23 protein-coding genes and 1 tRNA gene are annotated in these 24,905 nt (G+C 70.9%); 3 read left to right on the plus strand and 21 right to left on the minus strand.

Translation table 11 applies throughout. The features are described from left to right. Window positions 1–225: 225 nt before the first annotated feature. The 17 genes from VMR06_RS01800 to VMR06_RS01880 form a co-directional block, all read right to left on the minus strand. The gene (locus VMR06_RS01800; RefSeq protein ID WP_325372367.1) at window positions 226–2,523 is read right to left on the minus strand and encodes a xanthine dehydrogenase family protein molybdopterin-binding subunit; all 2,298 of its coding nucleotides are present in this window, start codon (window positions 2,521–2,523) and stop codon (window positions 226–228) included. Next, entirely contained in the window at window positions 2,523–2,987 is a 465-nt protein-coding gene (locus VMR06_RS01805) for a (2Fe-2S)-binding protein (protein ID WP_325372369.1), read from the minus strand. Before VMR06_RS01805 ends, VMR06_RS01800 begins: the two co-directional genes overlap by 1 nt. Before the next feature lie 26 nt (window positions 2,988–3,013). Further along, a complete protein-coding gene (locus tag VMR06_RS01810) occupies window positions 3,014–4,309 on the minus strand; it encodes a cytochrome c (RefSeq protein ID WP_325372371.1) in 1,296 nt (431 codons plus the stop codon). A 161-nt stretch (window positions 4,310–4,470) separates the two neighbouring features. Continuing rightward, window positions 4,471–4,836, minus strand: a complete 366-nt coding sequence (locus VMR06_RS01815; protein WP_325372373.1) for a PilZ domain-containing protein — start codon at window positions 4,834–4,836, stop codon at window positions 4,471–4,473. A gap of 2 nt (window positions 4,837–4,838) precedes the next feature. Then, window positions 4,839–5,819, minus strand: coding sequence for a DNA polymerase III subunit delta' (gene holB / locus VMR06_RS01820; RefSeq protein ID WP_325372375.1), 981 nt, complete (start codon window positions 5,817–5,819; stop codon window positions 4,839–4,841). Beyond that, the gene (gene tmk, locus VMR06_RS01825; protein ID WP_325372377.1) at window positions 5,816–6,448 is read right to left on the minus strand and encodes a dTMP kinase; all 633 of its coding nucleotides are present in this window, start codon (window positions 6,446–6,448) and stop codon (window positions 5,816–5,818) included. The genes holB and tmk overlap by 4 nt, the downstream gene beginning before the upstream one ends. Then, window positions 6,445–7,518: an endolytic transglycosylase MltG gene (gene mltG, locus VMR06_RS01830; RefSeq protein WP_325372379.1), complete on the minus strand. Its 1,074-nt coding sequence runs from the start codon at window positions 7,516–7,518 to the stop codon at window positions 6,445–6,447. The genes tmk and mltG overlap by 4 nt, the downstream gene beginning before the upstream one ends. After that, the gene (gene pabC / locus VMR06_RS01835) at window positions 7,515–8,336 is read right to left on the minus strand and encodes an aminodeoxychorismate lyase (protein WP_325372381.1); all 822 of its coding nucleotides are present in this window, start codon (window positions 8,334–8,336) and stop codon (window positions 7,515–7,517) included. Before pabC ends, mltG begins: the two co-directional genes overlap by 4 nt. Beyond that, on the minus strand, window positions 8,333–9,685 hold the full coding sequence (locus tag VMR06_RS01840; RefSeq protein ID WP_325372383.1) for an aminodeoxychorismate synthase component I: 1,353 nt from the start codon (window positions 9,683–9,685) through the stop codon (window positions 8,333–8,335). Before VMR06_RS01840 ends, pabC begins: the two co-directional genes overlap by 4 nt. Continuing rightward, window positions 9,682–10,920 carry a beta-ketoacyl-ACP synthase II gene (gene fabF / locus VMR06_RS01845; RefSeq protein WP_325372385.1) on the minus strand — a complete coding sequence of 413 codons (1,239 nt, stop codon included), beginning with the start codon at window positions 10,918–10,920 and terminating at the stop codon, window positions 9,682–9,684. The genes VMR06_RS01840 and fabF overlap by 4 nt, the downstream gene beginning before the upstream one ends. Before the next feature lie 112 nt (window positions 10,921–11,032). Further along, window positions 11,033–11,272 carry an acyl carrier protein gene (acpP, locus tag VMR06_RS01850; protein WP_067647511.1) on the minus strand — a complete coding sequence of 80 codons (240 nt, stop codon included), beginning with the start codon at window positions 11,270–11,272 and terminating at the stop codon, window positions 11,033–11,035. Window positions 11,273–11,468: 196 nt separating this feature from the next. Further along, window positions 11,469–12,212, minus strand: coding sequence for a 3-oxoacyl-ACP reductase FabG (gene fabG / locus VMR06_RS01855; RefSeq protein ID WP_325372389.1), 744 nt, complete (start codon window positions 12,210–12,212; stop codon window positions 11,469–11,471). 28 nt (window positions 12,213–12,240) lie between these two features. Continuing rightward, window positions 12,241–13,188, minus strand: a complete 948-nt coding sequence (gene fabD, locus VMR06_RS01860) for an ACP S-malonyltransferase (RefSeq protein ID WP_325372391.1) — start codon at window positions 13,186–13,188, stop codon at window positions 12,241–12,243. After that, on the minus strand, window positions 13,185–13,991 hold the full coding sequence (locus VMR06_RS01865) for a serine/threonine protein phosphatase (protein ID WP_325372393.1): 807 nt from the start codon (window positions 13,989–13,991) through the stop codon (window positions 13,185–13,187). Before VMR06_RS01865 ends, fabD begins: the two co-directional genes overlap by 4 nt. A 191-nt stretch (window positions 13,992–14,182) precedes the next feature. Next, window positions 14,183–15,160 (minus strand): beta-ketoacyl-ACP synthase III, encoded by a 978-nt coding sequence (locus VMR06_RS01870; protein ID WP_325372395.1) that lies wholly within the window; start codon window positions 15,158–15,160, stop codon window positions 14,183–14,185. Between the two features lie 155 nt (window positions 15,161–15,315). Further along, window positions 15,316–15,510, minus strand: a complete 195-nt coding sequence (gene rpmF, locus VMR06_RS01875) for a 50S ribosomal protein L32 (protein ID WP_325372397.1) — start codon at window positions 15,508–15,510, stop codon at window positions 15,316–15,318. Between the two features lie 32 nt (window positions 15,511–15,542). Further along, the gene (locus VMR06_RS01880; protein WP_325372399.1) at window positions 15,543–16,046 is read right to left on the minus strand and encodes a YceD family protein; all 504 of its coding nucleotides are present in this window, start codon (window positions 16,044–16,046) and stop codon (window positions 15,543–15,545) included. 104 nt (window positions 16,047–16,150) lie between these two features. On the opposite strand from VMR06_RS01880, the gene VMR06_RS01885 reads away from it, so the two are divergent. From VMR06_RS01885 to VMR06_RS01895, 3 genes are all read left to right on the plus strand, one after another. Further along, window positions 16,151–16,576, plus strand: coding sequence for a hypothetical protein (locus VMR06_RS01885; RefSeq protein ID WP_325372401.1), 426 nt, complete (start codon window positions 16,151–16,153; stop codon window positions 16,574–16,576). After that, entirely contained in the window at window positions 16,573–17,169 is a 597-nt protein-coding gene (locus VMR06_RS01890; protein ID WP_325372403.1) for a Maf family protein, read from the plus strand. The genes VMR06_RS01885 and VMR06_RS01890 overlap by 4 nt, the downstream gene beginning before the upstream one ends. Before the next feature lie 304 nt (window positions 17,170–17,473). After that, window positions 17,474–21,028: an indolepyruvate ferredoxin oxidoreductase family protein gene (locus tag VMR06_RS01895; protein ID WP_325372405.1), complete on the plus strand. Its 3,555-nt coding sequence runs from the start codon at window positions 17,474–17,476 to the stop codon at window positions 21,026–21,028. Window positions 21,029–22,222: 1,194 nt separating this feature from the next. Here VMR06_RS01895 and VMR06_RS01900 read toward each other — a convergent pair. From VMR06_RS01900 to csrA, 4 genes are all read right to left on the minus strand, one after another. Further along, window positions 22,223–23,023, minus strand: coding sequence for a sulfurtransferase (locus tag VMR06_RS01900; protein ID WP_325372407.1), 801 nt, complete (start codon window positions 23,021–23,023; stop codon window positions 22,223–22,225). Then, window positions 23,020–23,898, minus strand: coding sequence for an Hsp33 family molecular chaperone HslO (locus VMR06_RS01905; RefSeq protein WP_325372409.1), 879 nt, complete (start codon window positions 23,896–23,898; stop codon window positions 23,020–23,022). The genes VMR06_RS01900 and VMR06_RS01905 overlap by 4 nt, the downstream gene beginning before the upstream one ends. 336 nt (window positions 23,899–24,234) lie before the next feature. Next, window positions 24,235–24,327 (minus strand) — tRNA-Ser (locus VMR06_RS01910). A 121-nt stretch (window positions 24,328–24,448) separates the two neighbouring features. Then, window positions 24,449–24,658: a carbon storage regulator CsrA gene (gene csrA, locus VMR06_RS01915; RefSeq protein WP_325372411.1), complete on the minus strand. Its 210-nt coding sequence runs from the start codon at window positions 24,656–24,658 to the stop codon at window positions 24,449–24,451. Between the last annotated feature and the right edge of the window lie 247 nt (window positions 24,659–24,905).

The following is a 24,905-nucleotide window of genomic DNA, read 5'->3' on the forward strand; positions in this document are numbered from 1 at the left end:
TTGAAACCGCGCTGCGAGTAAGTGATTCGTTGTCGGACGGACCGGACCGGGCCGTCGGGTTTGCGCAGCGAAAGACGTGCGGAGTGAAGCCGTCTCAGGCAGATGATTCGAGCGCGGCTCGAAGCCTGGAGAGGCGGGCGTACCGGGGAAAACGGGCAGCCGGTGCAGCAAACCGGTTCAGTGTACGCGCAAATCGTGCGCCGCACCAGCGCGCGCTCGTATCGGTCAGGCGCGCTTGCCGGCGAGCGCCGCGCGCACCGCGTCGGGGCGGATCGGCAGATCGCGCAGGCGCGCGCCGACCGCGGCGAACACCGCATTGCCGATCGCCGGCGCAACCACCGTGGTCGCCGGCTCGCCGAGCCCGACCGCCGCCTCGGTGCTGGCAACGAACTCGATGTCCAGTGCCGGTACGTCGCCGATCCGCAGCGGCGTATACGTATCGAGATTGGTGTCGCGCACCTGCCCGTCGACGAAACGGGTGCCCTCGTGCAGCGCCATGCTCAGGCCCCACAGCGCCGCACCCTCGGTCTGCGCGAGCGCGCCGTCGGGATGCACGATCGTGCCGGCGTCGACGACCAGGGTCAGGCGTTCGGCGACGACGATGCCGCTGGCGCGATCGACGCGCACGCGTGCGACGCAGGCGGTCCAGGTCGGCATGTCGCGCTCCTGGCCGAACGTCGCGGCGATGCCCAGGCCGGTATCGGCCGGCAGCGCCCCGCCCCATCCGGCCTTCTCGGCCGCGCGCCGGATCACTGCGGCCAGGCGCAGCGCGCCGCCGACCGCATTGGGCGCACTGCCGGCATTGCGGCCCTTGCCATCGAGCAGGCGCAGCCGGAACGCGACCGGATCGACGCCGAGCGCATGGGCGGCCTCGTCGATGAAGCATTCGGAAGCCCAGTTGGTCCAGCCCGGCCCGACCGAGCGCAGCCAGCCGGGCCGGAACGCGCGGTTGGCCAGATCGTTGGACAGCGCACGCACGCGCTGCGCGCCGACGCCGTACCAGCTGTCGGCACCGGCGATCGCGAACGGATCGTAGGCGACGCCGTTGACGCCCTTGGGCATGAACGCCGGCACCATGACCTCGGTCGGCCAGCCGGCGCAGGCGTCGTGCTGCATCGCGGTCACCGCGCCGGCCGCGTCGAAGGCCATGCGCAGGCGCTGGATCGACGGCGAACGGAACGAGTCGAAGCGCGCGTCGTCGGCGCGTGTGAGGACCATCTTGACCGGCCGGCCGAGCGCCTTGGCCGCCAGCGCGGCCGGCACCGCGTAGTCGCCGTTGAGGCGGCGGCCGAAACCGCCGCCGAGCAGATAGGTGCGCATGATGACCGCGTCCTCGCCGACGCCGAGCGCCTTGGCCAGCGTCGGCAGGATCAGCGACTGCCACTGGTTGCCGGTGTGGATCTCCCAGCGGCCGTCCTTCTCGAACGCCAGCGCGTTGACCGGCTCGAGCTGGAAATGCAGCACGCTGGCCGTCGTGTAGGTGTGCTCGAGCACCGAGGCGGCCTGGGCGAATGCGGCGTCGACGCCGGCATCGTCGAACACGTGCGCGCCGGCGGCCGGATCGGCGATCAGCTTGGCACCGTGATCGAGGATCTGCTGCTCGGAGACCTGCGCGGTGTCGTCGCTGTCCCAGCGCACCTGCACCTGATCGGCGGCGCGGATCGCCGCGGCGTAGGAGTCGGCGAAGACCATGACCCAGCCCGGCACGGTGCCGGACCGATCGTCCAGCGCCAGTGCGCGGTGATAGCCCGGAATGGTCTTGGCGGCCGCATCGTCGATCGACAGCACTTTTGAACCGTTGCGCGTCGGCGGCAGCTTCGGCCGCGCGTAGAGCATGCCCGCCACGCGGGCGTCGATGCCGTAGACGGCCTTGCCGTCGGTCTTGTCGGGAACGTCGAGCGCCTGCGTGTCGCGACCGACCAGACGGCGTTCGGAGGCCGGCTTGAGCGGCATGGCCTTCAGCTCGTCGGCGCTGTAGTGCCGGCTCGGATTGCCGCGGCGGACGATCTCGGCATAGCGGATCGAGCGGCCGCCGGCGCTGACCGTGCTGGCGCGCGCCGTGCACGCCGACGGCGCGACGCCGAGCAGCTTGGCGCCCTCCTCGATCAGGGCGGTGCGCGCGGCCGCGCCGGCCTGGCTCAGCAGCGGAAAGCTCTGCCAGACCGACCAGCTGCCGCCGGTCACCATCAGGCCCCACTTCGGGTCGCTGTCGACGTGATCGATGCGCACGTCGGCCCAGTCGGCCTCCAGTTCGTCGGCGAGGATCCGCGCCAGCGCGGTGCCGACGTGCTGGCCCATCTCGGCGCGGATGATGTTGACCGTGACGATGCCCTCGGCGTCGATGCGGCACCACAGGTTCGGCTCGTAGGCGGCCGCGGCGATCGCCGCGGCCGGATCGGCGAAGACGCTTCCGGGCCGCGCGAACGCCAGCACGAAGCCGGCGCCGGCCGCGCCGATCAGAAAGTCGCGGCGGGCCGCAGAGGCCGGCGCATCGAGATTCGGAGCACAGCGCAGGCCGGCCATCACTCGCGCTCCTTGAGTTCGGCCGCAGCCAGATGGATCGCCTTGCGGATCCGCACGTAGGCCATGCAGCGGCACAGGTTGCCGCCCATCACCGCGTCGATGTCGCGATCGGTCGGCTCCGGAAAATCCTTGAGCAGCGTCGCGGCCTGCATGATCTGGCCGGACTGGCAGTAGCCGCACTGCGGCGCCTGGGTCGCGATCCAGGCCTTCTGCAGCGGATGCGCGCCGGCCGGATCGAGACCTTCGATCGTCGTGATGCGGGTGCCGGCGACCGCCGCCACCGGCGTGATGCACGAGCGAATCGCCCGACCGTCGACGTGGACCGTGCAGGCGCCGCACATGCCGATGCCGCAGCCGAACTTGGTGCCGGTCAGACCGAGCTCGTCGCGGATCACCCACAGCAGCGGCGTGTCCTCGCCACTGGTGACGGTGACCTCGCGTCCGTTGATCGTCAGGCTGGTCATCGCGGCGGCTCCGCTCGAAAGGACGGTCAGGTGCCGGCGGTGTGGCGGCGGACCTCGGCGATCTTCGCCTCCAGATCCGGCCACGGCGGGCGGGTGGTACGCGTACGACGCAGATACGCCGCGAGTGCGGCGAGATCGGCGTCGGCCAGATGCGCGAACGGCGGCATCAGCACGCCCGGCATGCCTTCCTCGACGCCGATGCCTTCGAGCACGACGCGGATCAGATTGCTCGGATCGTCGCTGCCGAGCGCGCTGACCAGGGCCAGCTCCGGACGTGCCGCCAGCGGCGCCGGCGCGCGGTTGTAATGACACGACGCGCAGGCCGCGCGATACAGCTCGGCGCCGGCGTCCGATGCCGACGACGGCGCCTGCGCGGATGCCGCGAGCGCGGCGGTCACCGCCGCGTCGCTGCGATCGGCGCGCCCGTCAGCCCCGGAGACATCGGCGAAGTAGACCGCGAGCGCGCGGATGTCGGCATCGGGCAGCTCGGACAGGCCGTCATGGACCACCTCGGACATCGGGCCGGCCGCACTGCCGTGCAGCGCGCTGACGCCGCCGCGCAGGTATGCGTACAACGCGTCCTCGCTCCATGGCACCGGGGCCGGGTTGGCCGCGGTCAGCGCCGGCGCCTCCCAGCCATCGACGAGCGCGCCGGCATAGGCGGCACTGCGCCGCTCGGCACCGACCGCGTTGCGCGGCGTATGGCAGGCGCCGCAATGACTGAGGCCTTCGGCCAGATAGGCGCCGCGGTTCCAGGCCTCGCTGCGGGCCGGATCGGGCTCGAATACGCCCTTGCGCAGGAACAACAGTTTCCAGCCGGCCTGCAACACACGCAGGTTGAGCGGAAACGGCACCGTGTTGTCGCGCGGCGCCGCCGCGACCGGCGGCTGGCTCATCAGGAACGCGTAGAGATCGCCGAGGTCCTGATCGGTGACCTTGGTGAAATGGTCGAACGGAAACGCCGGAAACAGGTGGCTGCCGTCGCGCGCGACGCCGCTGCGCATCGCGCGCACGAAAGCCGCTTCGGACCAGCGGCCGATGCCGGTGTCCGGATCGGGCGTGATGTTGGTCGAATGGATCGTGCCGAACGCGGTCGCCATCGGATAGCCGCCGGCATAGCGCGCGCCGTCGCGGGCGGTATGGCAGGTCGCGCAGTAGCCGGCGCCGGCCAGGATCGCGCCGCGCGCGACGCGCTCGGGCGGAAACGATCCGGCCGCCGGCGGATCGATCGGCGCGATCGACGGCCGCCAGGCGATCACCAACAGGCCGACGATGGCGACCGCCACGACGGCCAGGATTCCGAGCAGCCAACGTCTGAACACGATCGGTCTCCGCGTCATCCGTACTGGAGGTGCCACGCGCGCTGCAGGCCGGGCGGCCTGCACGCCTGCGCCGATACTATACGCGCGGTTTCACCGCGTCCGGCACGAGCGTGCGCGAACGCGCGGCGGCCGGATCAGGCGCGCGGCGCCCCGCGCCGCTCTCACATCGTGTGGGTCGGCCGTTCCTGGGTCAGGATACCGGCGAGGATCGTCTCGATCTTGGTGCGCACGATCTCGCCGTCGCTCGAATCGCTGAACTGCACGCCGATGCCGGCGGCACGATTGCCCTGTGCGCCGGGCGGCGTGATCCACACCACCTTGCCGGCCACCGGCAGGCGGTCCGGATCGTCCATCAGCGAGAGCAGGATGAAGACCTCGTCGCCGAGGCTGTAGCGCTTGGTGGTCGGCACGAACAGGCCGCCGCCCTTCACGAACGGCATGTAGGCGTTGTAGAGCGCGCCCTTGTCCTTGATCGCCAGCGACAGGATGCCCTGGCGCGGCATGCCGCCGGATAGCGGGGTGGACATCGTCAGAATCTCCTCTCGCCCTGCCCGGCCGCCGGCCAGGCGCGCAACACCTCGAGCAGGACCAGCTCCGGCCGCAGCGGCGTGTCGAGCAGCCGGCGCGCCTGGTTGGCCTTCGCGAACCACGCGGCTAGCTTCGGGATTTCGTCGATGGCGGTCAAGCCGAAACGGCCGCGCTCGCCGAGCGCGAGCCGCTGCGCCTCCTCGTCGGCGAGCACCGCGGCGAACCAGAGCCGGTCGGCCGGACGGTCGGCCGCCCAGCGCTCGGCGACCTGCATCGCCGTGGCGCGGCCGCCGGCCAGCGCGGCCAGATCGCCGGCGCAGGCGGCGCCGAGTTCGAGCCGGCCGTCGCCGCTCCAGGCCAGCGCCAGGCCGGGATTGCCGGCCGCGGCTGCAAGCGCCTGGGCGGCCGCGGCCTCGCCCAGCCCCTGCGCGCGCAGCCAGGCCAGGGCCTGGCGCCCCGGCGGCAGCGCGACATCGATACGCTGGCAGCGGCTGCGGATCGTCGCCGGCAGGCGCGCGGCCTGGTCGGCGACCAGGATCATGATCGTGTCGGAGGCCGGCTCCTCGAGCGTCTTCAGCAGCGCGTTGGCGGCACTGACGTTCATCGCCTCGGCCGGCTCGATGATCGCCAGCTGCAGGCCGCCGAACTGGCTCGACAGCGCCAGGCGCGCCGACAGCGTGCGGATCTGCTCGATCGTCAGCTCGCTGCGCAGCTTGCCGTCGTCGCGCTCGGCGAAGCTGACATGGGCACGGTCCGGATGCGTGCCGGCCGCCAGCAGCCGGCAGGCACGGCAGACGCCGCAGGCGCCGGCATCGGTCCGCTGCTGGCACAGCGCCGCGGCCACCAGGGCCTCGGCCAGGGCGCGCTTGCCGAGACCGGCCGGGCCGGCGATCAGCAGCGCATGATGAAGGCGGCCGGTCCGCAGCGCCTCGCCGAGGCGCTGCCAGGTCGGCTCCAGCCATGGCGCGATCGTCGCGTTCATCGGCGCTGCTGCACGGCGAGATAGGCGTCGATCGCGGCCGCGACTGCGGCCTGCACCGTGCCGAGCTCGGCACCGGCGTCGATCACGCGGAAGCGCTGCGGCTCGGCCGCCGCGCGTGCGCGGTAGGCCGCGCGCACGCGCTCGAAGAAATCCTCGCGCTCGGCCTCGATGCGATCGGCCGCGGCGCGGCCGCCGGCGCGCGCCAGGCCCTGCGCGACCGGCAGATCCAGCAGCAGCGTCAGGTCCGGACGCACGCCGGCCGCCCAGGATTCGAGATCGGCAATGCGCGCCGGCGGCTGGCCGCGGCCGCCGCCCTGGTAGGCGTAGCTGGCGTCGCTGAAGCGGTCGCTGAGCACCCAGCGTCCGGCCGCCAGCGCCGGCTCGATCACGCTGCGCACGAGCTGCGCGCGCGCGGCGAACATCAGCAGCAGCTCGCTCTCGGCGCAGACCGGCCCGTAGGCGGGATCGAGCACGAGCGCACGCACCGCCTCGCCGAGCGGCGTGCCGCCGGGCTCGCGGGTGACGACGACGTCGATGCCATGGGCGGCCAGCCGCTCGCGCACGGTGGCCAGCACCGTGCTCTTGCCGGCGCCCTCGCCGCCTTCGAGCGTGATCAGGCGGCCCCTCATCGGCGCAGCCGCTCCAGATAGCGCGCGACCGCGCGGTTGTGCTCGGCCAGCGTCGCGGAGAATTCGTGGCGGCCGCTGCCGTCGCCGTAGGCGACGAAGTACAGCGCGTCGCCGCCGGCCGGCGCCAGCGTGGCGGCGATCGCCGCGCGGCCCGGCAGCGCGATCGGCGTCGGCGGCAGGCCGGCGCGCGTATAGGTGTTGTACGGCGTGTCGCCGTCCAGATCGCGCCGGCGCAGGCGGCCGGTGTAGCCTTCGCCGAGGCCGTAAATCACGGTCGGGTCGGTCTGCAACCGCATGCCGATGCGCAGCCGGCGCACGAACACGCCGGCGACCTCGGCGCGCTCGCTGGCGATGCCGGTCTCCTTCTCGACGATCGAGGCCAGGATCAGCGCCTCGTACGGCGATTTCAGCGGCAGGTCGGGCACGCGCGCGGCCCAGAGCTCGTCGAGCGTCCTGCGCATCGCCGCGGCAGCGCGGCGCAGCACGTCCAGGTCCGACTCGCCCTTGATCCAGGCATAGGTCTCGGGCAGGCAGCAGCCCTCGGCGCCGACGTCGGCGAGGCCGAGCTGCGCGGCGATCTCATCGTCGCTCGCGATCGTCAGCGTCTGGCGCAGGCCGGTCTCCTGCGCGAGCGCGACGCGCAGCTGGCGGAACGTCCAGCCGTCGACGATCGTGAACTGGTGCTGCACCACCTCGCCGGCCGCCATCTTCGCGAGCAGTTGGCGCGGCGTGATGCCGACCGGCAGCGCGTACTCGCCGGCGTGCAGCCGGCCGGAGACGCCCATCTGGCGATCGAGCAGACGCCAGTAGAACGGCGCGGCACGCGTATGCCCCTCGCGGCGCAGCGTCCGCACGATCTGCCGGTACGAGGTGCCGCGCGCGATGTCGAGCGTGGTGTCGGCCTCGAGCGACAGCGGCGCATCGGCGAACTGCCGGTAGTCGCGCCAGGCCGCGAACGCGAGCGCGGCCGCCGCGAGCAGCAGCGCCAGCACGGCGATGCCGAGCAGCCGGCCGATGCCGGTGCGGCCGTGGCTCGGCGACGCGACGGCGGCCTTGCGCGGCGCGCTCATGCCGCCGCTCCGAAGCCGGCCGCGTGCAGATCGGCGATCAGGCGCGTGGCGACCGGACCGGGTCGCCACTGCCGGCCGCCGAGCTCGCCGACCCAGAGCACGCCGCGCACCGCGTTGCAGACGAAGACCTCGTCGGCGTCGAGCAGCTCGCCGGCCTCGATGTCGCGTATCCGGACCTGGCCCAGGCGCGCGATCAGCTCGGCGCGCATCACGCCGGCCACGCCGCAGCGGTCCAGGCGCGGCGTCGCGACGGCGCCGTCGCGGACGATGAACACATTGGCGGCGGTCGCGCCGATGACGCGCCCTTCGGTGTCGAACACGATGCCCTCGGCAATGGCGGAATCGTCCCACTCGGCGCGTGCGAGCACCTGCTCGAGACGGTTCAGATGCTTGAGTCCGGCCAGCTGCGGCTGCAGCGCCAGACGGGTCTCGCAGAAGCGTACCCGGATTCCTTCGCGGTACCAATCGCGCGGCAGCGGCGGCTCGGCACCGGCGGCGACGATGCGCCGCGAGCCGGCCGGCCGCGGCGGCGCGTAGCCGCGCGGACCGCTGCCGCGCGTGACCGTGACGCGGACCACCGCGCGCGGCAGCTCGGCGCCGACCGCGGCGCAGTCGGCGGCCAGCGCGGCCTCGTCCGGCGGCGCGATGCGCAGCCGCTCGCAGCCTTCGCGCAGCCGCGCCAGATGGCGCGGCCACAGCGGCGCCGCGCCGTCGACGAACAGGATCGTCTCGAACAGGCCGTCGCCGTAGTTCAGGCCGCGATCGGCGACGTCGACCACGGCCGAGGCGCGACCGTCGACGCGCGTTCGCGCGATCACGGCGCGTCCCCGAGCGCGCGCAGCAGGCCGCGTGCCTTGGCGCGCGTCTCCTCGAGCTCGGCGCCGGCCTGCGAATCGAAGACGATGCCGGCGCCGGCGCGCCAGCGCACCGAGTCGCCCGATGCGACCAGGGTGCGGATCAGGATGTTGAAGTCCATCGCGCCACTGCGGTCGAGATAGCCGATCGAGCCGGTGTAGGCGCCGCGGCCGCCGCCCTCGAGCTCGGCGATGATCTCCATGCAGCGCACCTTCGGGCAGCCGGTGATCGTGCCGCCCGGGAACACCGCGCGCAGCACGCGCCCCGGCGACACGTCCGCGCGCAGCCGGCCGGCGACGTTGGAGACGATGTGGTGCACGTGCGCATAGCTCTCGACCGTCATCAGCTCGTCGACGACGACGCTGCCCGGCACGCAGATGCGGCCGAGATCGTTGCGCTCCAGGTCGATCAGCATGACGTGTTCGGCGCGTTCCTTCGGATGGCCGACCAGCTCGCGCACGCGCTCGGTCTCGTCCTCGCCGGCCAGACGCGGCCGCGTGCCGGCGATCGGCCGGGTCTGCACGCGCTCGCCGCGCACCTCGACCAGTCGCTCCGGCGAGGAACTGATCACCGCCGTGCCGCGCCACTGCAGCAAGGCCGCGTAAGGCGCCGGATTGGCACGCCGCAGCGCCGCGTGCAGCGCGGCCGGCGCGACCGGCGCGGCAAAACGCGCCTGCCAGCCGCGCGACAGGTTGACCTGGAACACGTCGCCGGCGGCGAGGTACTCGCCGATCCGTGCGACGCCGTCGAGGAAGCGCTGCGGCGCGTCCTCGTCGATCGCGATGCGCGCCGGCAGCGCCGCGTCGAACTCGGGCGCCGCGGCCAGATCGCGCGCCATCGACTCGACCAGGCCGGCATGTCCGGCCTCGGCGATCAGGATCGTGCGGTCCTCGGCGTGGTCGACGACGATCGCGGCCGGACAGCGCAGCGCCAGCGCGACCGGCAGGCCGTCGGCGGCGGCCGGCAGCCGCAGGCGCGGCTCGACATGGCCGGCATACTCGTAGCCGAGATAGACCAGCCAGCCGCCGCCGAACGGCAGACCGTGGTCGGCACCGGCCTCGCCCGCATCGGCGTGGCGCGCGTCGAGCAGATCGAGGAAATCGCCTTCGAGGACGCGGCCTTCGCCGTCACGCACGCGGCCGTCGGCGTCCAGCTGCAGCGCCGACTGCGGATGCGCGAACAGGATGTCGTAGCGCGGCCGATCACCGCCGCGCGCCGCGCTCTCGAGCAGGCCCGGATAACGCTCAGGGTAAGCCGCCGCCAGCGCGAGCAGGTCGCGCCGGCCGGTCAGGCTGAGCCGGGCGCGGCTCAAACGCGCCGAAACGCCAGGGTGCCGTTGGTGCCGCCGAACCCGAACGAATTGGACAAGACGACCTCGAGCCGGCTCTCGCGCGCCGTGTGCGGCACGAAGTCGAGGTCGCAGCCCTCGTCCGGATCGTCGAGGTTGATCGTCGGCGGCACGACGTTGTCGCGCAGCGCCAGGATCGAGAAGATCGCCTCGACGCCGCCGGCCGCGCCGAGCAGATGGCCGGTCATCGACTTGGTCGAGCTGACCATCAGCTTGCCGGCGTGGTCGCCGAAGCAGGCCTTGATCGCGGCGACCTCGGCGACGTCGCCGACGCCGGTCGAGGTGGCATGCGCGTTGATGTACTGGATCTGGTCCGGATTGAGGCCGGCGTCGGCGATCGCGATCTGCATCGAGCGCCGCGCGCCGTTGCCGTCCTCGGGCGGCGAGGTCATGTGGTAGGCGTCGCCGCTCATGCCGTAGCCGGCCAGCTCGCAGTAGATCCGCGCGCCGCGCTTGACCGCGTGCTCGTAGTCCTCGATCACCAGCACGCCGGCGCCGTCGGACAGCACGAAGCCGTCGCGGCCGCGGTCCCACGGACGGCTCGCGCGGGTCGGCTCGTCGTTGCGCGTGGACATCGCGCGCGCCGAGCAGAAGCCGCCGACCGCGGTGCCGGTCGTCGCGTACTCGGCGCCGCCGGCGATCATCACGTCGGCGTCGCCGTACTGGATCATGCGCATCGCCAGGCCGATGTTGTGCGTGGCGGTCGTGCAGGCGGTCACGCAGGCGATGTTCGGGCCCTTCAGGCCGAGCATGATCGACAGCTGGCCCGATGCCATGTTGATGATCGAGCTCGGCACGAAGAACGGCGAAATCTTGCGCTGGCCGCTCTCGTGATAGGTGATCGAGGTGCGCTCGATCGTGTGGATGCCGCCGATGCCGGCGCCGATCGCCACGCCGATGCGCTCGGCGTCGTGCTCGTGCGGCGCCAGACCCGCATCGGCCAGCGCCTGCAGCGAGGCTGCGACGCCGTAGTGGATGAACGGGTCCATCTTCTTGACGTCTTTCGGCGGGATCACCGACGCCGGATCGAAGTCGCGGATCTCGCCGGCGATCCGCGTCGGGAACGTGCTGGCGTCGAAATGCGTGATCGGTCCGATGCCGCTCACGCCGTCCAGCACGTTGCGCCAGGCGGTGGATACGTCGTTGCCGACGGGGCTGAGCAGTCCGAGTCCGGTGACGACGACGCGACGCTTGGTCATGCGAATACCTTTCGATGGCGGACGCAACCGTACGCGAGCGTAGCGTTTGCGGCCCTCAAAACGAGAGCTGCGCCTCGCGGGCGCAGCTCTTTTCGACGCCTGGGCGGGCCGATCAGGCCTTGACGTGCGCCTTCACGTAATCGACCGCCTGCTGGACGGTGGTGATCTTCTCGGCTTCCTCGTCGGGAATCTCGCACTCGAACTCCTCCTCGAGCGCCATCACCAGCTCCACGGTGTCGAGCGAATCGGCGCCGAGATCGTCAACGAACGACGCGTTCGGCGTGACCTCGTCTTCCTTCACACCCAGCTGTTCGACGACGATTTTCTTGACGCGTTCTTCGATGGTGCTCATGGGTTCTCTTCCTCCCGATGGGATTCTTGCGGTTTGCCCGACCGCCGCACCGGGTGGCGCAGCGTGGCTTGAAGTCGGGCGCATTGTAGTGGAACGTCCGAAGGGTCGCCAGCAACCGCCCGCTGCCTCGGCGCGGGATCGCGATGGCGCCGTACCGGGCGCTTTTCAAGCGCCCCGGCCGGTCCGCGGCGCCCTGTCACGGCATGTACATGCCGCCGTTGACGTGCAGAGTTTCTCCGGTGATGTAGGCCGCCGCCGGCGAGGCCAGGAACGCCACCGCGCGCGCGATGTCGGCCGGCTCGCCGAGCCGGCCGAGCGCGATCTGGCCGACCAGGGCCTTCTTCTGCTCGTCGGGCAGCACGCGCGTCATGTCGGTGTCGATGAAGCCCGGCGCGACGACGTTGACGGTGATCCCGCGCGAGCCGATCTCGCGCGCCAGCGACTTGGAGAACGCGATGATGCCGGCCTTGGCCGCCGCGTAGTTGGACTGGCCCGGATTGCCGGTCAGGCCGATCACCGAGGCGATCGAGATGATGCGGCCCTTGCGCGCCTTCATCATGCCGCGCAGCACCGCGCGCGAGGTCCGGAAGACCGAGCTCAGATTGGTGTCGATGATCGCCTGCCAGTCTTCGTCGCGCATGCGCATCAGCAGTTGGTCGCGCGTGATGCCGGCGTTGTTGACGAGGATCGACGGCGCGCCGAAGGTCTTGCCGACCTCCTCGACCAGGGCGTCGACCGCGGCCGCGTCGGTGACGTCGAGCACGCGGCCCGCGCCGCCGCTGGCGGCCAGCCGTTCGCCGATCGCCTGCGCACCGGCTTCGCTGGTCGCGGTGCCGATCACGACGGCGCCGAGGCTCGCCAGCTCCGCGGCGATCGCCGCGCCGATGCCGCGGCTGGCACCGGTGACCAGGGCGATCTCGCCCTCGAGGATTGCACTCATGCGGAAGTCTCGCTGTAGGAAAAGAAGGTCAGGACCAGGCCTCGCGCGCCGCCTCGAATTCGCCCGGCGTACCGAGCGGACGGGCGTCCAGCGACTTGTCGATGCGCTTGACCAGGCCGGTCAGCACCTTGCCGGGCCCGCATTCGGCGACGCGCGTCGCGCCGCCGGCGGCCAGCGCCTGCACGCAGCCGGTCCAGCGCACCGGCAGGTAGAGCTGGCGCACCAGCGCATCGCGGATCTCCGGCAGGCCGGCGTGGACCTTGGCATCGACGTTCTGCACGACCGGGATCGCCGGTTCGCGCCAGACGTAGGCGCCGATCGCCTCGGCCAGCCGGTTGGCGGCCTCGCGCATCAGCGGCGTGTGCGAGGGCACGCTGACCGCGAGCTTGACCGCCTTGCGTACGCCGCGCTCGGCGAGCTGCGCGAGCGCGGCGTCCACCGCCGCGACGTGCCCGCCGATCACGATCTGCCCCGGCGAGTTGTAGTTGGCCGGCACGACGACGGTGTCGCCGGAGATGGCCTGGCAGACCTCCTCGACCAGCGCGTCGTCGGCGCCGAGCACCGCGGCCATCGCGCCGGCGCCGGCCGGAGCGGCGGCCTGCATCGCCTGGCCGCGGATTCGCACCAGATGCGCCGCGTCGTGCAGATCGATCGCGCCGGCCGCGACCAGGGCCGTGTACTCGCCGAGACTGTGGCCGGCCAACTGCGCCGGGCGCGCACCGCCGGCGGCCAGCCAGACGCGCCAGACCGCGACGCCGGCGGCGAGCAGGGCCGGCTGCGTGTACTCGGTACGGCCGAGCATCTCCTCGGGTCCGCCCTGCGACAGCGCCCACAGGTCCACGCCGGCGCCATCGGAAGCCTCGACGAAGGTCTGGCGAACCTGGGCATGCATCTCGGACAGTTCGGCCAGCATGCCGAGCGACTGCGAGCCCTGGCCGGGGAAGACGAATGCGAGCGGGGAAGCGGTATCGGTCATGTCAGATAGTCGATCAGGAAGGAAAGGCCGAGCAGGTCGAAGTCGCGGTCCGGCAGGTAATCGAGCAGCATCAGCGCCGTCAGCGCCAGGATGCCGAGCGCATGGCGCAGCGCTGCGACCGCCTCGCCGAGTGCGCGGGCGCGCGATCCGAACGGGCGGGTCAGGCGTTCGAGAAAATGCAGCCGCTGCGCGGCATGGCCCACCTGCCCGACCACCGGCGCACGCGCGCGGTCCAGACCGGCCGCGAGGAGGTCCGCCAGCGCCCGCGGTCCGCGCGCCTCGTAGCGGCGCGCGACGCCGGACGCGAACAGCAGCCAGTCGCGCGCCTGCGCGCCGTCCAGCGACATCACGCGGCCGGGATCTTCCTCGAAATCGAGGAAGCCGTAGCCGTCGGCGTCGACGGTGAGATTGCGCGGCAGCGGCTGACCGAGATAAACGCCGCGGCGGTGCGCCTGCGCGATCGCATCGACCGCGCCGGCGACCAGGCGGTCGATCGCGGCCGGCCGGTCGCCGATCTCGCGCAGCTGCAACGACAGCGAGGCGCCGACGTCGCTCAGCAGCAGCACGTCGGCGCCGTCACCCAGCACGGACGGCACGCGCAGACCGCGCCCGGCCAGTTCGCCGAGCCGGCGCGCCTCGATGCGCTTGGCCTCCTCGGCCGACGCGACGCGGTCGGGCCGCAACGGCTCCAGATCGAGCTGGCGGGCCGTGAAGTCCAGGGCACGATGCGCCAGACGCCGGGGCCGGTGCCCGTAGCGCTTGAGCCAGACTGCGCGGCCGTCGAGCAGCAGACGTTGAGCCATGGAGTCCCTCCGCGCTCGGCAGGCGCTCTAGCGATGAGTGGGAATGGCGGGCTCCGTGCCCTCGCCCGATCGAACGGCTCCGGACCGGGCGGCGAGACCCGAGCTGGCGCCTCGACTTCCGGAGCCGGCCGCTCGCCTGACCGGTTCCGGCGCGGCCCCTGCCGGTCCGGGCCGGCCGCATGCCAACGGCACTAGTACCGGATCAGCGCCGACCCCCAGGTGAAGCCGCCGCCGAACGCTTCGAGCAGCAGCAGCTGGCCGCGCTGGACCTTGCCGGAGCGTACCGCATAGTCCAGCGCCAGCGGTACCGAGCCCGACGAGGTGTTGCCGTGCTTGTCGACGGTGACGATCACGCGATCCATCGGCATGTCCAGCCGCTTGGCGGTGGCCTGGATGATGCGCAGATTGGCCTGATGCGGAATCAGCCAGTCGATCGCGCTCTTGTCGAGCCGGTTGGCCTCGAGCGTCTCGTCGACGACGCGGTCCAGCGTCTTGACCGCGACCTTGAACACCTCGTTGCCGCTCATGCGGATCGTGACGCCGCAGTTGGGCTCCTCGGCGCGGAAGCCGGTCGACACGCCGACCGGTCCGTACAGCAGATCCTTGTGGCCGCCGTCGGCATGCAGATGCGTGGACAGGATGCCGGCCTCGTCGGAGGCCTTGAGCACGACCGCGCCGGCGCCGTCGCCGAACAGCACGCAGGTCTGGCGGTCGGTCCAGTCGGTCATCCGCGACAGCGTCTCAGAGCCGACGACCAGAGCCGTCTTGACGGTGCCGGAACGGATGAACTTGTCGGCGATGCCGAGCGCGTACATGAAGCCGCTGCAGGCGGCGTTGACGTCGAAGGCCATGCAGCCGTTGGCGCCGAGCCGGTGCTGCAGCAGGCAGGCGGTCGACGGGAAGACCAGATCGGGCGTGGTCGTGCCGAGCACGATCAGGTCGATCTCGCTCGCCGCGACGCCGGCCGCCTCGAGCGCGCGGCGCGCCGCGTGCAGCGCCAGATCGCCGGTCGTCTCGCCGTCGGCGGCGATGTGCCGCTCGCGGATGCCGGTGCGCGACACGATCCACTCGTCGCTGGTTTCGACGAGCCGTTCGAGGTCGGCGTTGGTCAGGACCTTGTCCGGCAGATAGCTGCCGGTACCCGCGATGCGTGAGTGGATCAGAATCAACCCCTACTGCAGCTGGCTGCGTGTCGTGGGTGACGCAGGGCCGTCCGACCGCCGCAGCGCCTACCGGCAGAAAAGACGCGGGAACGGCGCCGCTCGGCCCGTTCCCGCCGGATGCCGGCCGGATGCGCCTGCGCGCATCCGCCGAAAAGAACCGATCAGTCCTCGGTCGGAACCGACGAACGGGTGTCGATCACCTTCTTGCCGCGGTAGTAGCCGTCCTTGGTGACGTGGTGGCGGATATGCACCTCGCCCGACGTCGGATCGGTGGCCAACTGCTTGGCGGTGAGCGAATCGTGGGCACGGCGCATGCCGCGACGCGACGGGGTTTTGCGACTCTTGGCAACTGCCATGACACTTTCTCCGATGAAATCTCAAGGTACCGCTAATCGTGCCTGAGCCGGGCCAGCACCGCGAACGGATTCTCGCGCAGCGCCTGGTCCGGCTCGTCGGCGCCGGTGGTGAACTCGAGCGGGGCGCCCGGGCTCACCGGTACGACCGGCAGCGTCAATATCAACTCGTCTTCGATCACGTCGGCCGGAGCCAGCTGGCCGTCGGCGACCAGCAGCGGCTCGTAGCCTTCGGGCAAACCCGCCTCGTCCTGCTCCCTGCTGATCAGGCCCAGCCGCTGATCGATCGTCACCGGCTGCACGAAACGCTCCAGCGTGCGCTGACAGATCAGCGGCAGACCGGCGTCGACGTGCAGCCGCAGAAACGCGATTCCGTAGGCGTCGCGCCCGAACTCCAGGTCGTAGGCGACGTCGCCGTCGGCATCGGCCAGGCTGTCGGACAGCCGCGCAAAGCCCGCCAGCGGCAAACGCCCCTGAAACGCACGCTGCCCCTGCACCATGCGCCAAGCATCCACGGTTTCGGGCAGGGCGGCTGACATAGGGCGCGCGATACTAGGTGTGCCCCCCCGCAAAGTCAACCCAAATTGCCCGCGGGCGCCGGCTCGGGCACACTGTCCGGCTTCGTCGGCGCGGAGCCAAGCCCATGAATATCCTGACGATCGCCGCCTGCGCGGCCGGCGCCGCGCTGATCGCGGCGGTCTGGATCGGGCGACGCCGCGCGCGCCGTGCGCGCGTGCTGCGCAGCATTCTCGATCGCGCCGACGCGTTCGAGGAACGCCTGCAGACCTGCCGCCGGCGCCTGGCCGACGTGCCGGGACTGGTCGCCGCGGCCGGCGAGGACGCCGCGGCCGACCTGCCCGGCGCGCCGATCGACGCGGCGCTGCGCGATCTGCTGGCCCACCGCCTCTGGCTGCGCGAACACGCGGCGCGGGCCTCGATCACGGCACTGGAGGCTGCCGACGCGGCGCTGGCGCGGTCGCTGGCCGACCTGCAGCGCCGCATCGAACAGCTCGACGACGCCAGCGCCGACCTGCGCCATGCGATCGGCGCCGCCGGCGGCAGCCCATGAAGATCGCCGAGGTCGACCTCGTGCTGGCCTCGACCTCGCGCTACCGGCGCGAGCTGCTCGGCCGCATCGCACCGCGCCTGCGCTGCGTGGCGCCCGGCGTCGAGGAGACGCGGCAGTCCGGCGAGGCAGCGGCCGATCTGGCGCGCCGGCTGGCCGCCGAGAAGGCGCGCGCGGTCGCCGCGCACGCGCCCGGCGCAGTCGTGATCGGCTCGGACCAGGTCGCCGACCGCGGCGGCCTCGTGCTCGGCAAGCCCGGCGACGCGGCCACCGCCCGCATCCAGCTGGCCGCCTGCAGCGGCGCGACCGTGCTGTTCCACACCGCGGTCTGCCTGATCGATCGGCGCAGCGGCGACACGGTCGAGTACGCAGCCCTCGACCGGACCGAGGTCGCGTTCCGACCGCTGACCGCCGCGACGATCGCCGCCTACGTCGAGCGCGAGCAGCCGCTCGACTGCGCCGGCAGCTTCAAATGCGAGGGCCTGGGCATCGCCCTGTTCGAACGGATCGGCAGCGACGATCCGACCGCGCTGATCGGCCTGCCGCTGATCGCGGTCTGCCGGCTGCTGCGCACGGCCGGCATCGAGGTGATCTGAAGAAGCGGCCGCGCTGACGGACCGGATCGCCGCCTGTGGCGCGACCACGGTCGCCACGCGATGCGGGTGCCGCCCGCGGACGCTCCGCCGGGTCGCTGCGGCCTGCACCGCGGTGCAGGCGCACTGCCCTGCAAGGCACACCCGCCGGTTGCGTCCCGGGTCGCGGCGCGGCGCGATCGGCACCGGGCGGCCGCGCCGATTGTGCGCTCGCGCCCGGCCGATTGATTCCCGCCGCCGCGGCTTGGGCCGACGAGGCCGCTGCTACAATTTCCGCGTCCATCCCTAGCCGTCTGCCAGGTCTCCCATGTCCGTTCCCGCGCCGGTCGTCGATCGCGAGTACACGCTCGAACACAAGTACACGCGCAGCGAAGGACGCATCTATCTGTCCGGCGTCCAGGCGCTGGTGCGTCTGCCGCTGATGCAGCAGATGCGCGACCGCGCCGCCGGCCTCAATACCGCCGGCTTCATCTCCGGCTATCGCGGATCGCCGCTGGGCGGCTTCGATCTGGAGCTGTGGAAGGCGCGCAAGCACCTCAAGGCCTCGGCGATCGAGTTCACGCCGGGCCTCAACGAGGATCTCGGCGCGACGATGGTCTGGGGCACCCAGCAGACCAACCTGTTCCCGGGCGCCAAAGTCGATGGCGTGTTCGCGATGTGGTACGGCAAGGGCCCCGGCGTCGATCGCTGCGGCGACGTCTTCAAGCACGGCAACGCCGCCGGCACCTCGCGCCACGGCGGCGTGCTCGCGCTGGCCGCCGACGATCACGCCTGCCGTTCCTCGACGCTGCCGCACGGCTCGGAACTGGAGTTCGTCTCGGCGATGATGCCGATCCTCAACCCGGCCGGCGTCCAGGACATCCTCGACATGGGCATGCTCGGCTGGGCGATGTCGCGCTTCACCGGGCGCTGGGTCGGCTTCAAGACGATCGCCGAGACGGTCGAGTCGAGCGCCAGCGTCAACGTCAATCCGCACCAGCTCGACATCGTGTTGCCGGGCGATTTCGCGCTGCCCGAGGGCGGCCTCAACATCCGCTGGCCCGATCCGCCGCTGAACCAGGAGATGCGCCTGCATCAGTACGCGGTCGACGCGGCCTGCGCGTTCGCGCGTGCCAACCACATCGACCGCGTCGTGCTCGACTCGCCGCGCGCCAGGCTGGGCATCGTCACCACCGGCAAGAGCTATCTGGACGTGCTGCAGGCGCTGGAATACCTCGGCATCAGCGAGCGCGACGCGCGCGAGATCGGCATCCGCGTCTACAAGATCGGCATGACCTGGCCGCTCGAGCCGGTCGGCATCCGCGACTTCGCGGCCGGCCTGGAGGACGTGATCGTCGTCGAGGAGAAGCGCTCGTTCATCGAGTCGCAGATGAAGGAATACATGTACAACTGGCCGACGCGCCCGAGCGTCGTCGGCAAGTACGACGAGGAAGGCCGCTGGGTGCTGCCGAGCACCGGCGAGCTGACGCCGGCGATGATCGCGCTGGTGATCGCGCGCCGCCTCGCGCGCTTCTTCACGAGCGAGGCGATCCGCTCGCGCGTGGCCTGGATCGAGGCCAAGGAGCAGGAGCTGACACTGCCGCGTGCGAACTTCCCGCGCGCCGCGCACTACTGCTCGGGCTGCCCGCACAACACCTCCACGGCGGTGCCGGAAGGCTCGCGCGCACAGGGCGGCATCGGCTGCCACTACATGGTCACCTGGATGGACCGCCGCACCGACACCTTCTCGCACATGGGCGGCGAAGGCGTGACCTGGTGCGGGCAGGCGCCGTTCACCGAGACCCAGCACGTATTCCAGAACCTCGGCGACGGCACCTATTTCCACTCCGGCTCACTGGCGATCCGCCAGGCGATCGCCGCCAAGGTCAACATCACCTACAAGATCCTCTACAACGACGCGGTCGCGATGACCGGCGGCCAGCCGGTCGACGGCACGCTGACGGTGCCCGACATCGCCCACCAGATGCGCGCCGAAGGCGTGCAGACGATCGTCGTCGTCTCCGACGACATCGCCAAATGGTCGCGCCCGGAGATCTTCCCGAGCGGCGTGGAATTCGTGCATCGCGACGAGCTCGACGCAGTGCAGAAGCGTCTGCGCGAGGTCAAGGGCGTGTCGATCCTGATCTACGACCAGACCTGCGCGACCGAGAAGCGCCGCCGCCGCAAGCGCGGCAAGCTCGAGGATCCGAAGAAGCGCGTCTTCATCAACTCGCTGGTCTGCGAGGGCTGCGGCGACTGCGGCGTCAAGTCGTTCTGCGTGTCGGTGCTGCCGAAGGAAACCGAATACGGCCGCAAGCGTGAGATCGACCAGTCCGGCTGCAACAAGGACTACTCGTGCGTGAAGGGCTTCTGCCCGAGCTTCGTGACCGTGCACGGCGGCGGCCTGAAGAAGCGCAAGGGCTCGGCCGATGCGGTCGATTTCGACGCGCTGCCGATGCCGGCCTTCGCAACCGACCTGGCGCAGCCGTGGAACGTGCTGGTCACCGGCATCGGCGGTACCGGCGTGGTTACGATCGGCGCGCTGATCGGCATGGCCGCCCATCTGGAGGGCAAGGGCAGCACCGTGCTCGACCAGACCGGCCTGGCGCAGAAGGGCGGCGCGGTCACCTGCCACCTGCGCATCGCGCGCGCGCCCGGCGACATCCATGCGGTGCGCATCGCCGCCGGCGAGGCCGACCTCGTGCTCGGCTGCGACATGGTCGTCGTCAACGACTACTGGGCGCTGTCGAAGATCCGTGCCGGCCGCTCCAATGTCGTGCTCAATACCTACGAGGCGATGCCAGGCACGTTCACAACCAAGCCGGACCTCAAGTTCCCGGCGCAGAAGATCATCGACGCGGTGAAGCTCGCGCTCGACGGCCACTCGCCGGAGCTGGTCGACGCGACCGATCTGGCGACCGCCCTGCTCGGCGACACGATCGCGGCCAATCTGTTTATGCTCGGCTACGCCTGGCAGAAGGGCTGGGTACCGGTCGGCCACGACGCGCTGATGCGCGCGATCGAGCTCAACGGCGCGGCGATCGAAATGAACAAGGCCGCCTTCAACTGGGGCCGCCTGGGCGCGCACGATCCGGCGCGCGTGCGTGCCGCCGCCGGCGTCAAGCCGCACCTGCCGTCCGGCGCGATCCCGCTCGCCTTGCCGACGCGGCCCGCCGCCGCCCCGGTCGTGACCGGTGCCGACGCGCTCGACGACGCCAGCCTGAGCGGCAGCCTCGACGAGCGCATCGCGCGTCGCGTCGCGTTCCTGACCGACTACCAGAACGCCGCCTACGCACGCCGTTATGCGGATCTGGTCGAGACCGTGCGCAAGACCGAACAGACGCGCACGCCGGGCCAGACTGCGCTGACCGAAGCGGTCGCGCGCTATTCGTTCAAGCTGATGGCCTACAAGGACGAGTACGAGGTGGCGCGCCTCTATACCAGTGGCGATTTCGAGCAGCGCATCCGCGACACCTTCGACGGCGACTTCAAGCTGCACTTCCATCTGGCCCCGCCGCTGCTCGCGAAGAAGGACGCCGACGGCCACCTGCGCAAGGCCGAGTACGGCCCTTGGGTGTTCAAGGCGTTCCGCGTGCTGGCGAAGTTCAAGGGCCTGCGCGGCAGCGTGCTCGATCCGTTCGGCCGCACCGCCGAGCGCAAAATGGAGCGTCGCCTGATCGAGGACTACTACCGCCAGATCGACGAGCTGCTGGCGGGTCTCGATCGCGACAGCCATGCGCTCGCGGTCGACATCGCAAGCGTGCCGGAGCTGATCCGCGGCTACGGCCATGTCAAGGAGCGTCATCTCGCCGATGCGCTGAAGCGCCAGGACGATCTGCTGACGGCCTGGCGCTCGCCGGCGCGCTCGCGCGCCGCGGCCTGAGGTCGCGCCGCGCACCGTCAACCGGTGCGCGGGGTCATCCGCTGTCCCGGCGGGCGCCGGGACATCGCTGTCGTGCGCTCACCCGGACGCCGGCGCGTGCGGGCAAGGACTTTGAGCGCGCCGCGCGCGCCACGATGTCGGATCGACCGGTCTATTCAATCGTCGAGGTTTCACTTAGTCGGTAGTCGGCATCCTTGCTTGTTTTCCGCTCGCCTCCGGGCGAGCGGGTCCTTTCTCTTTGCGTGGCCACAGCGCTGCAGGAGCGGTGCGAACGGCGGAGCCGGCTCGACGCTTGAGTGGTTATTGCTTCTAGGCGGACGGCTTCCCTGCCTGTTTTCCGCTCGCTCCCGCGAGCGGGTCACTTCTCTTTGCGTGCCCAAAGAGAAGTAACCAAGAGAAAGGGCACCCCACAGACGTGCCCTCCGGGCATCCTGCCCTGCGGGTCCGTGGGCCGGGACCGAGGTTCGTCGACAGCACCTCCTGTGCTGACGACGAACGCGCGGGCCTCCCTACCCGCGCCCCTGCGGGCTGTTTCGGCCCCGCCCCACCACGTCTGACGGGACCCGAGCGCGCGCTTCCTGCGCGCAGAAGATCGAGCAACAGCAAAAACAGCGTCGATTGCGCCCTGCCTCTGCTCTTTCGCTGCCGCTTTCAATTAAAGTTTCGCTTTCATCTACACTTGCTCGTGCATGCGCAGACAGCCGTGCATGTTTCGCTTCTCCGCTTCCGTTTTTTGCTTGAGCGCGCAGGACGCGCGCCAATGGGGCCCCTGTGCCGCGGCGAAGGTGCGTAGGGAAAAGCCCGAAGGGTGGGCCACAGGACGTGGCCCAGTCTGCTGTCAGCGCAGGATGCGCTGTCAGCAGACCCCCGCAGCGCCTTCGCGAAGTCGCAGGGCAGGATGCCCGGAGACCGCGGTACCGGGGTGCCCTTTCTCTTGGTTACTTCTCTTTGGGCACGCAAAGAGAAGTAACCCGCTCGCCCGGAGGCGAGCGGAAAAAGGCAGGGATGCCGATCACATACATAGCGAAGCGCCAGAAGTCACGCCTGCACTCCGCCCTTCGGGCCGGCTTCGCCGTTCGCGCCGCTCCTGCGGCGCTGTGGCCACGCAAAGAAAAGTGACCCGCTCGCGGGAGCGAGCGGAAAACAGGCAGGGATGCCGCCCCCCCTAAGAAGTGAAACCTCGCCGACCATCGATCAGTCCGGATCGGACGCCACGTCCGCCAGCGGCGCGAGCGCCGGATCGAGCGCGACGCGCGCATCGAACACGAAGCAGCGGCCGGCATAGCCGTAGCCGCCGACCTGCTCGAAATAACCGAGGATGCCGCCGTCGAGCTGCAGCACGTTGTCGAGGCCCTGGGCGCGCATCCACAGCGCCGCCTTCTCGCAGCGGATGCCGCCGGTGCAGAAGCTGACGACGGTCGCGCCGTCCAGCGTATCGGCCAGCGCCGTGACCGCATCGGGCAGTTCGGTGAAGCGGTCGATCGGCAGCGTCAGCGCGCCCTCGAAGCTGCCGTAGGCGACTTCCTCGCGATTGCGCGTATCGAGCAGGACCAGGCGCCGTCCGGCATCGTCGGCGCCCTGCCCGATCCAGCGCGCCAGCGTCGCCGGCTCGACCACCGGTGCGCGGGCGGCCTCCGGCACGATGCCGCCGCGGCGGAAACTGATGATCTCCGGCTTGATCTTGACCTTGAGTCGCGCGAACGGTGCCGCGGCGCTGCGGCTGAACTTGACCGGCAGCGCGGCGAAGCGCGCGTCGGCGCGCAGCGTCTCGACGAACCGCAGCAGTGCGGCGTCCGCGCCGGCCAGGAACAGGTTGATGCCCTCGGCGGCGACCAGGATCGTGCCGCGCAAGCCGCCGGCCTCGGCTCGCGTGCGCAGCTGCGCGGCCAGCGCCGCCGGATCGTCGATCGAGACGAAGCGGTAGGCCGCGACGTTGAGCACCGCGCCGGCGGTGTCGGCATCGGGCGCCACGGGCGCGACGGAGGTCGGACTCATTGCGCGGTCGACGGCCCGGCCACCGGCACCGTCGCGGCGAACAGGCCGGCGACGTCGACGCGGTCGAGCCGGTAGGTGTGATTGCAGAACTCGCAGGTCACGGCGACCTGCCCCTCGGCGGCGAGCGTCGCCTCGCATTCCTCGCGGCCGAGCGTGCGCAGCATCGTCTCGACGCGCCCACGCGAGCAGCTGCACGCGAACGCGAGCGGCCGCGGCTCGAACACGCGCACCCCCTCCTCGTGGAACAGGCGCCTCAGCAGTTCTTCGGCCGACAGGTTGACCATCTCGTCGGTCATCGCCGTCGCCAGCAGATAGCCGACACGGTTCCAGGCGTCCGGGTCGCCGAGCGAGATGCCGCCGCCGTCGGCGATCGGCTGCAGCAGCAGGCCGGCACAACGGCCGCCGTGCTCGACCAGCAGCATGCGCGTGGGCAATTGTTCGGACTGCTCGAAATAGCGCTCGAACGCGCCCGAGAGGTCATTGCCCTCGCAGGCGATCAGCGCCTGCTGGCGCAGGTCGCGGTCGGGCTGGTCGATCGTCACGGCCAGGATCGCGTCTTCGCCGAGCTGCGGCACCGCCTCCGAGCCCTCGTCCCAGCGCGCCAGCCCGCGCAGGCCGCCGCCGTCGGTGCATTCGGCGAACAGCAGCCGCAACGCGCCTTCGGAACGGAACTGGATCGACAGGCGGCCGCGGAACTTGATCGACCCGGAGAGCAGCGCACTCGCCGCCAGCGTCCGGCCGAGCAGCGAGGCCAGAGGCTTGGGATAGTCGCTCTGCGCACGGACGTCGCGCCAGGTCTTGTCGAGACGCACGAACGCGCCGTGCACGCCGGCCTGCTCGAGCAGGAATCGTTGCAGGAAATCGTGCTTCGCCATCGGCAGCCTGATCGTCGGATGGGATCGCCGAGAAAACGGGTGCGGACCCGCGCGGTGCAGGGGGAGCGGTTCGCGCGAGCGGTCCTGCGATCGGCGCGTCCGGCGAGCGCGCACGACCGAGCTCGCTAGCGTAGCAGAGCCGCGATGCCGGCTCCATCGGGACATGGGACGGCAGGGGCGCGACGCTCAGGCCCGCGGAGATCGACGCGCACGCCGTGGACTGCCCCCGCCGTGCGAACGCGCTCCCGAAGCGCGCTCGGTCGCGGCGACGGTCGTATCCGACCGTACCGGCCTCGATCTGCGGAAATCCCTTCGTATCGCGAAGGGCAGTGAAACTGGCGGAGAGAGAGGGATTCGAACCCTCGATAGAGCTTTTGACCCTATACTCCCTTAGCAGGGGAGCCCCTTCGGCCTCTCGGGCATCTCTCCGGGGATGTGCAGCAGTCGCCGCGGTGTCGGGTGGCGGCGTGATCGCCGCTCCTGCGCGCCCCGAAGGACGCATTCGCCTACGAAGGCGCGCAGGATAACGTCCGCGCGACGGATCGTAAAGTCAGCCTTCTTGGCCGCCGCTGCCCGCCTCTTCCGAGCCGGCGCTCTGCTCGCGCTTGATGCGCTGGTAGATCTCCTCGCGATGCACGGCGACGTCCTTCGGCGCGTTGATGCCGATACGCACCTGGTTGCCTTTCACGCCGAGCACGGTGACGGTGACTTCGTCGCCGATCATGAGGGTTTCGCCGATACGGCGGGTGAGAATCAGCATTTCTTCATTCTCCTACGATGCCTGTGGTCGGTCCGATGTTCGACGCTGCCGGCGCTCACTCCGAGCAAACGAAAACATCAGGGGACCGGATCAGCCTCCCTAGCTGATCACGTGACCCTTCCCCTGTTTCAAGGAACCGGGCCGTGGACGGCCCTGGATGATGCCGTCGGGTGTATGGACGGCTGAAGCACATGCACGAAAAACGGTTGCGATGGTAACCGCAGCCATCGTGCCTGCGCAATCGAGA

It is taken from the genome of Dokdonella sp., assembly GCF_035511235.1.
Taxonomy (GTDB): Bacteria; Pseudomonadota; Gammaproteobacteria; order Xanthomonadales; family Rhodanobacteraceae; genus Dokdonella.

Excerpts from the sequence above, each read along its gene's own strand:
- csrA (WP_325372411.1), bottom strand. The coding sequence starts at position 24,658 with ATGCTGATTCTCACCCGCCGTATCGGCGAAACCCTCATGATCGGCGAC.
- VMR06_RS01880 (WP_325372399.1), bottom strand. The coding sequence starts at position 16,046 with ATGTCAGCCGCCCTGCCCGAAACCGTGGATGCTTGGCGCATGGTGCAG.
- tmk (WP_325372377.1), bottom strand. The coding sequence starts at position 6,448 with ATGAGGGGCCGCCTGATCACGCTCGAAGGCGGCGAGGGCGCCGGCAAG.
- VMR06_RS01885 (WP_325372401.1), top strand. The coding sequence starts at position 16,151 with ATGAATATCCTGACGATCGCCGCCTGCGCGGCCGGCGCCGCGCTGATC.
- VMR06_RS01800 (WP_325372367.1), bottom strand. The coding sequence starts at position 2,523 with ATGGCCGGCCTGCGCTGTGCTCCGAATCTCGATGCGCCGGCCTCTGCG.
- VMR06_RS01895 (WP_325372405.1), top strand. The coding sequence starts at position 17,474 with ATGTCCGTTCCCGCGCCGGTCGTCGATCGCGAGTACACGCTCGAACAC.
- mltG (WP_325372379.1), bottom strand. The coding sequence starts at position 7,518 with ATGAGCGCGCCGCGCAAGGCCGCCGTCGCGTCGCCGAGCCACGGCCGC.
- fabF (WP_325372385.1), bottom strand. The coding sequence starts at position 10,920 with ATGACCAAGCGTCGCGTCGTCGTCACCGGACTCGGACTGCTCAGCCCC.
- VMR06_RS01900 (WP_325372407.1), bottom strand. The coding sequence starts at position 23,023 with ATGAGTCCGACCTCCGTCGCGCCCGTGGCGCCCGATGCCGACACCGCC.
- holB (WP_325372375.1), bottom strand. The coding sequence starts at position 5,819 with ATGAACGCGACGATCGCGCCATGGCTGGAGCCGACCTGGCAGCGCCTC.
- fabG (WP_325372389.1), bottom strand. The coding sequence starts at position 12,212 with ATGAGTGCAATCCTCGAGGGCGAGATCGCCCTGGTCACCGGTGCCAGC.
- fabD (WP_325372391.1), bottom strand. The coding sequence starts at position 13,188 with ATGACCGATACCGCTTCCCCGCTCGCATTCGTCTTCCCCGGCCAGGGC.
- VMR06_RS01805 (WP_325372369.1), bottom strand. The coding sequence starts at position 2,987 with ATGACCAGCCTGACGATCAACGGACGCGAGGTCACCGTCACCAGTGGC.
- VMR06_RS01815 (WP_325372373.1), bottom strand. The coding sequence starts at position 4,836 with ATGTCCACCCCGCTATCCGGCGGCATGCCGCGCCAGGGCATCCTGTCG.
- VMR06_RS01890 (WP_325372403.1), top strand. The coding sequence starts at position 16,573 with ATGAAGATCGCCGAGGTCGACCTCGTGCTGGCCTCGACCTCGCGCTAC.
- rpmF (WP_325372397.1), bottom strand. The coding sequence starts at position 15,510 with ATGGCAGTTGCCAAGAGTCGCAAAACCCCGTCGCGTCGCGGCATGCGC.
- acpP (WP_067647511.1), bottom strand. The coding sequence starts at position 11,272 with ATGAGCACCATCGAAGAACGCGTCAAGAAAATCGTCGTCGAACAGCTG.
- VMR06_RS01865 (WP_325372393.1), bottom strand. The coding sequence starts at position 13,991 with ATGGCTCAACGTCTGCTGCTCGACGGCCGCGCAGTCTGGCTCAAGCGC.
- VMR06_RS01905 (WP_325372409.1), bottom strand. The coding sequence starts at position 23,898 with ATGGCGAAGCACGATTTCCTGCAACGATTCCTGCTCGAGCAGGCCGGC.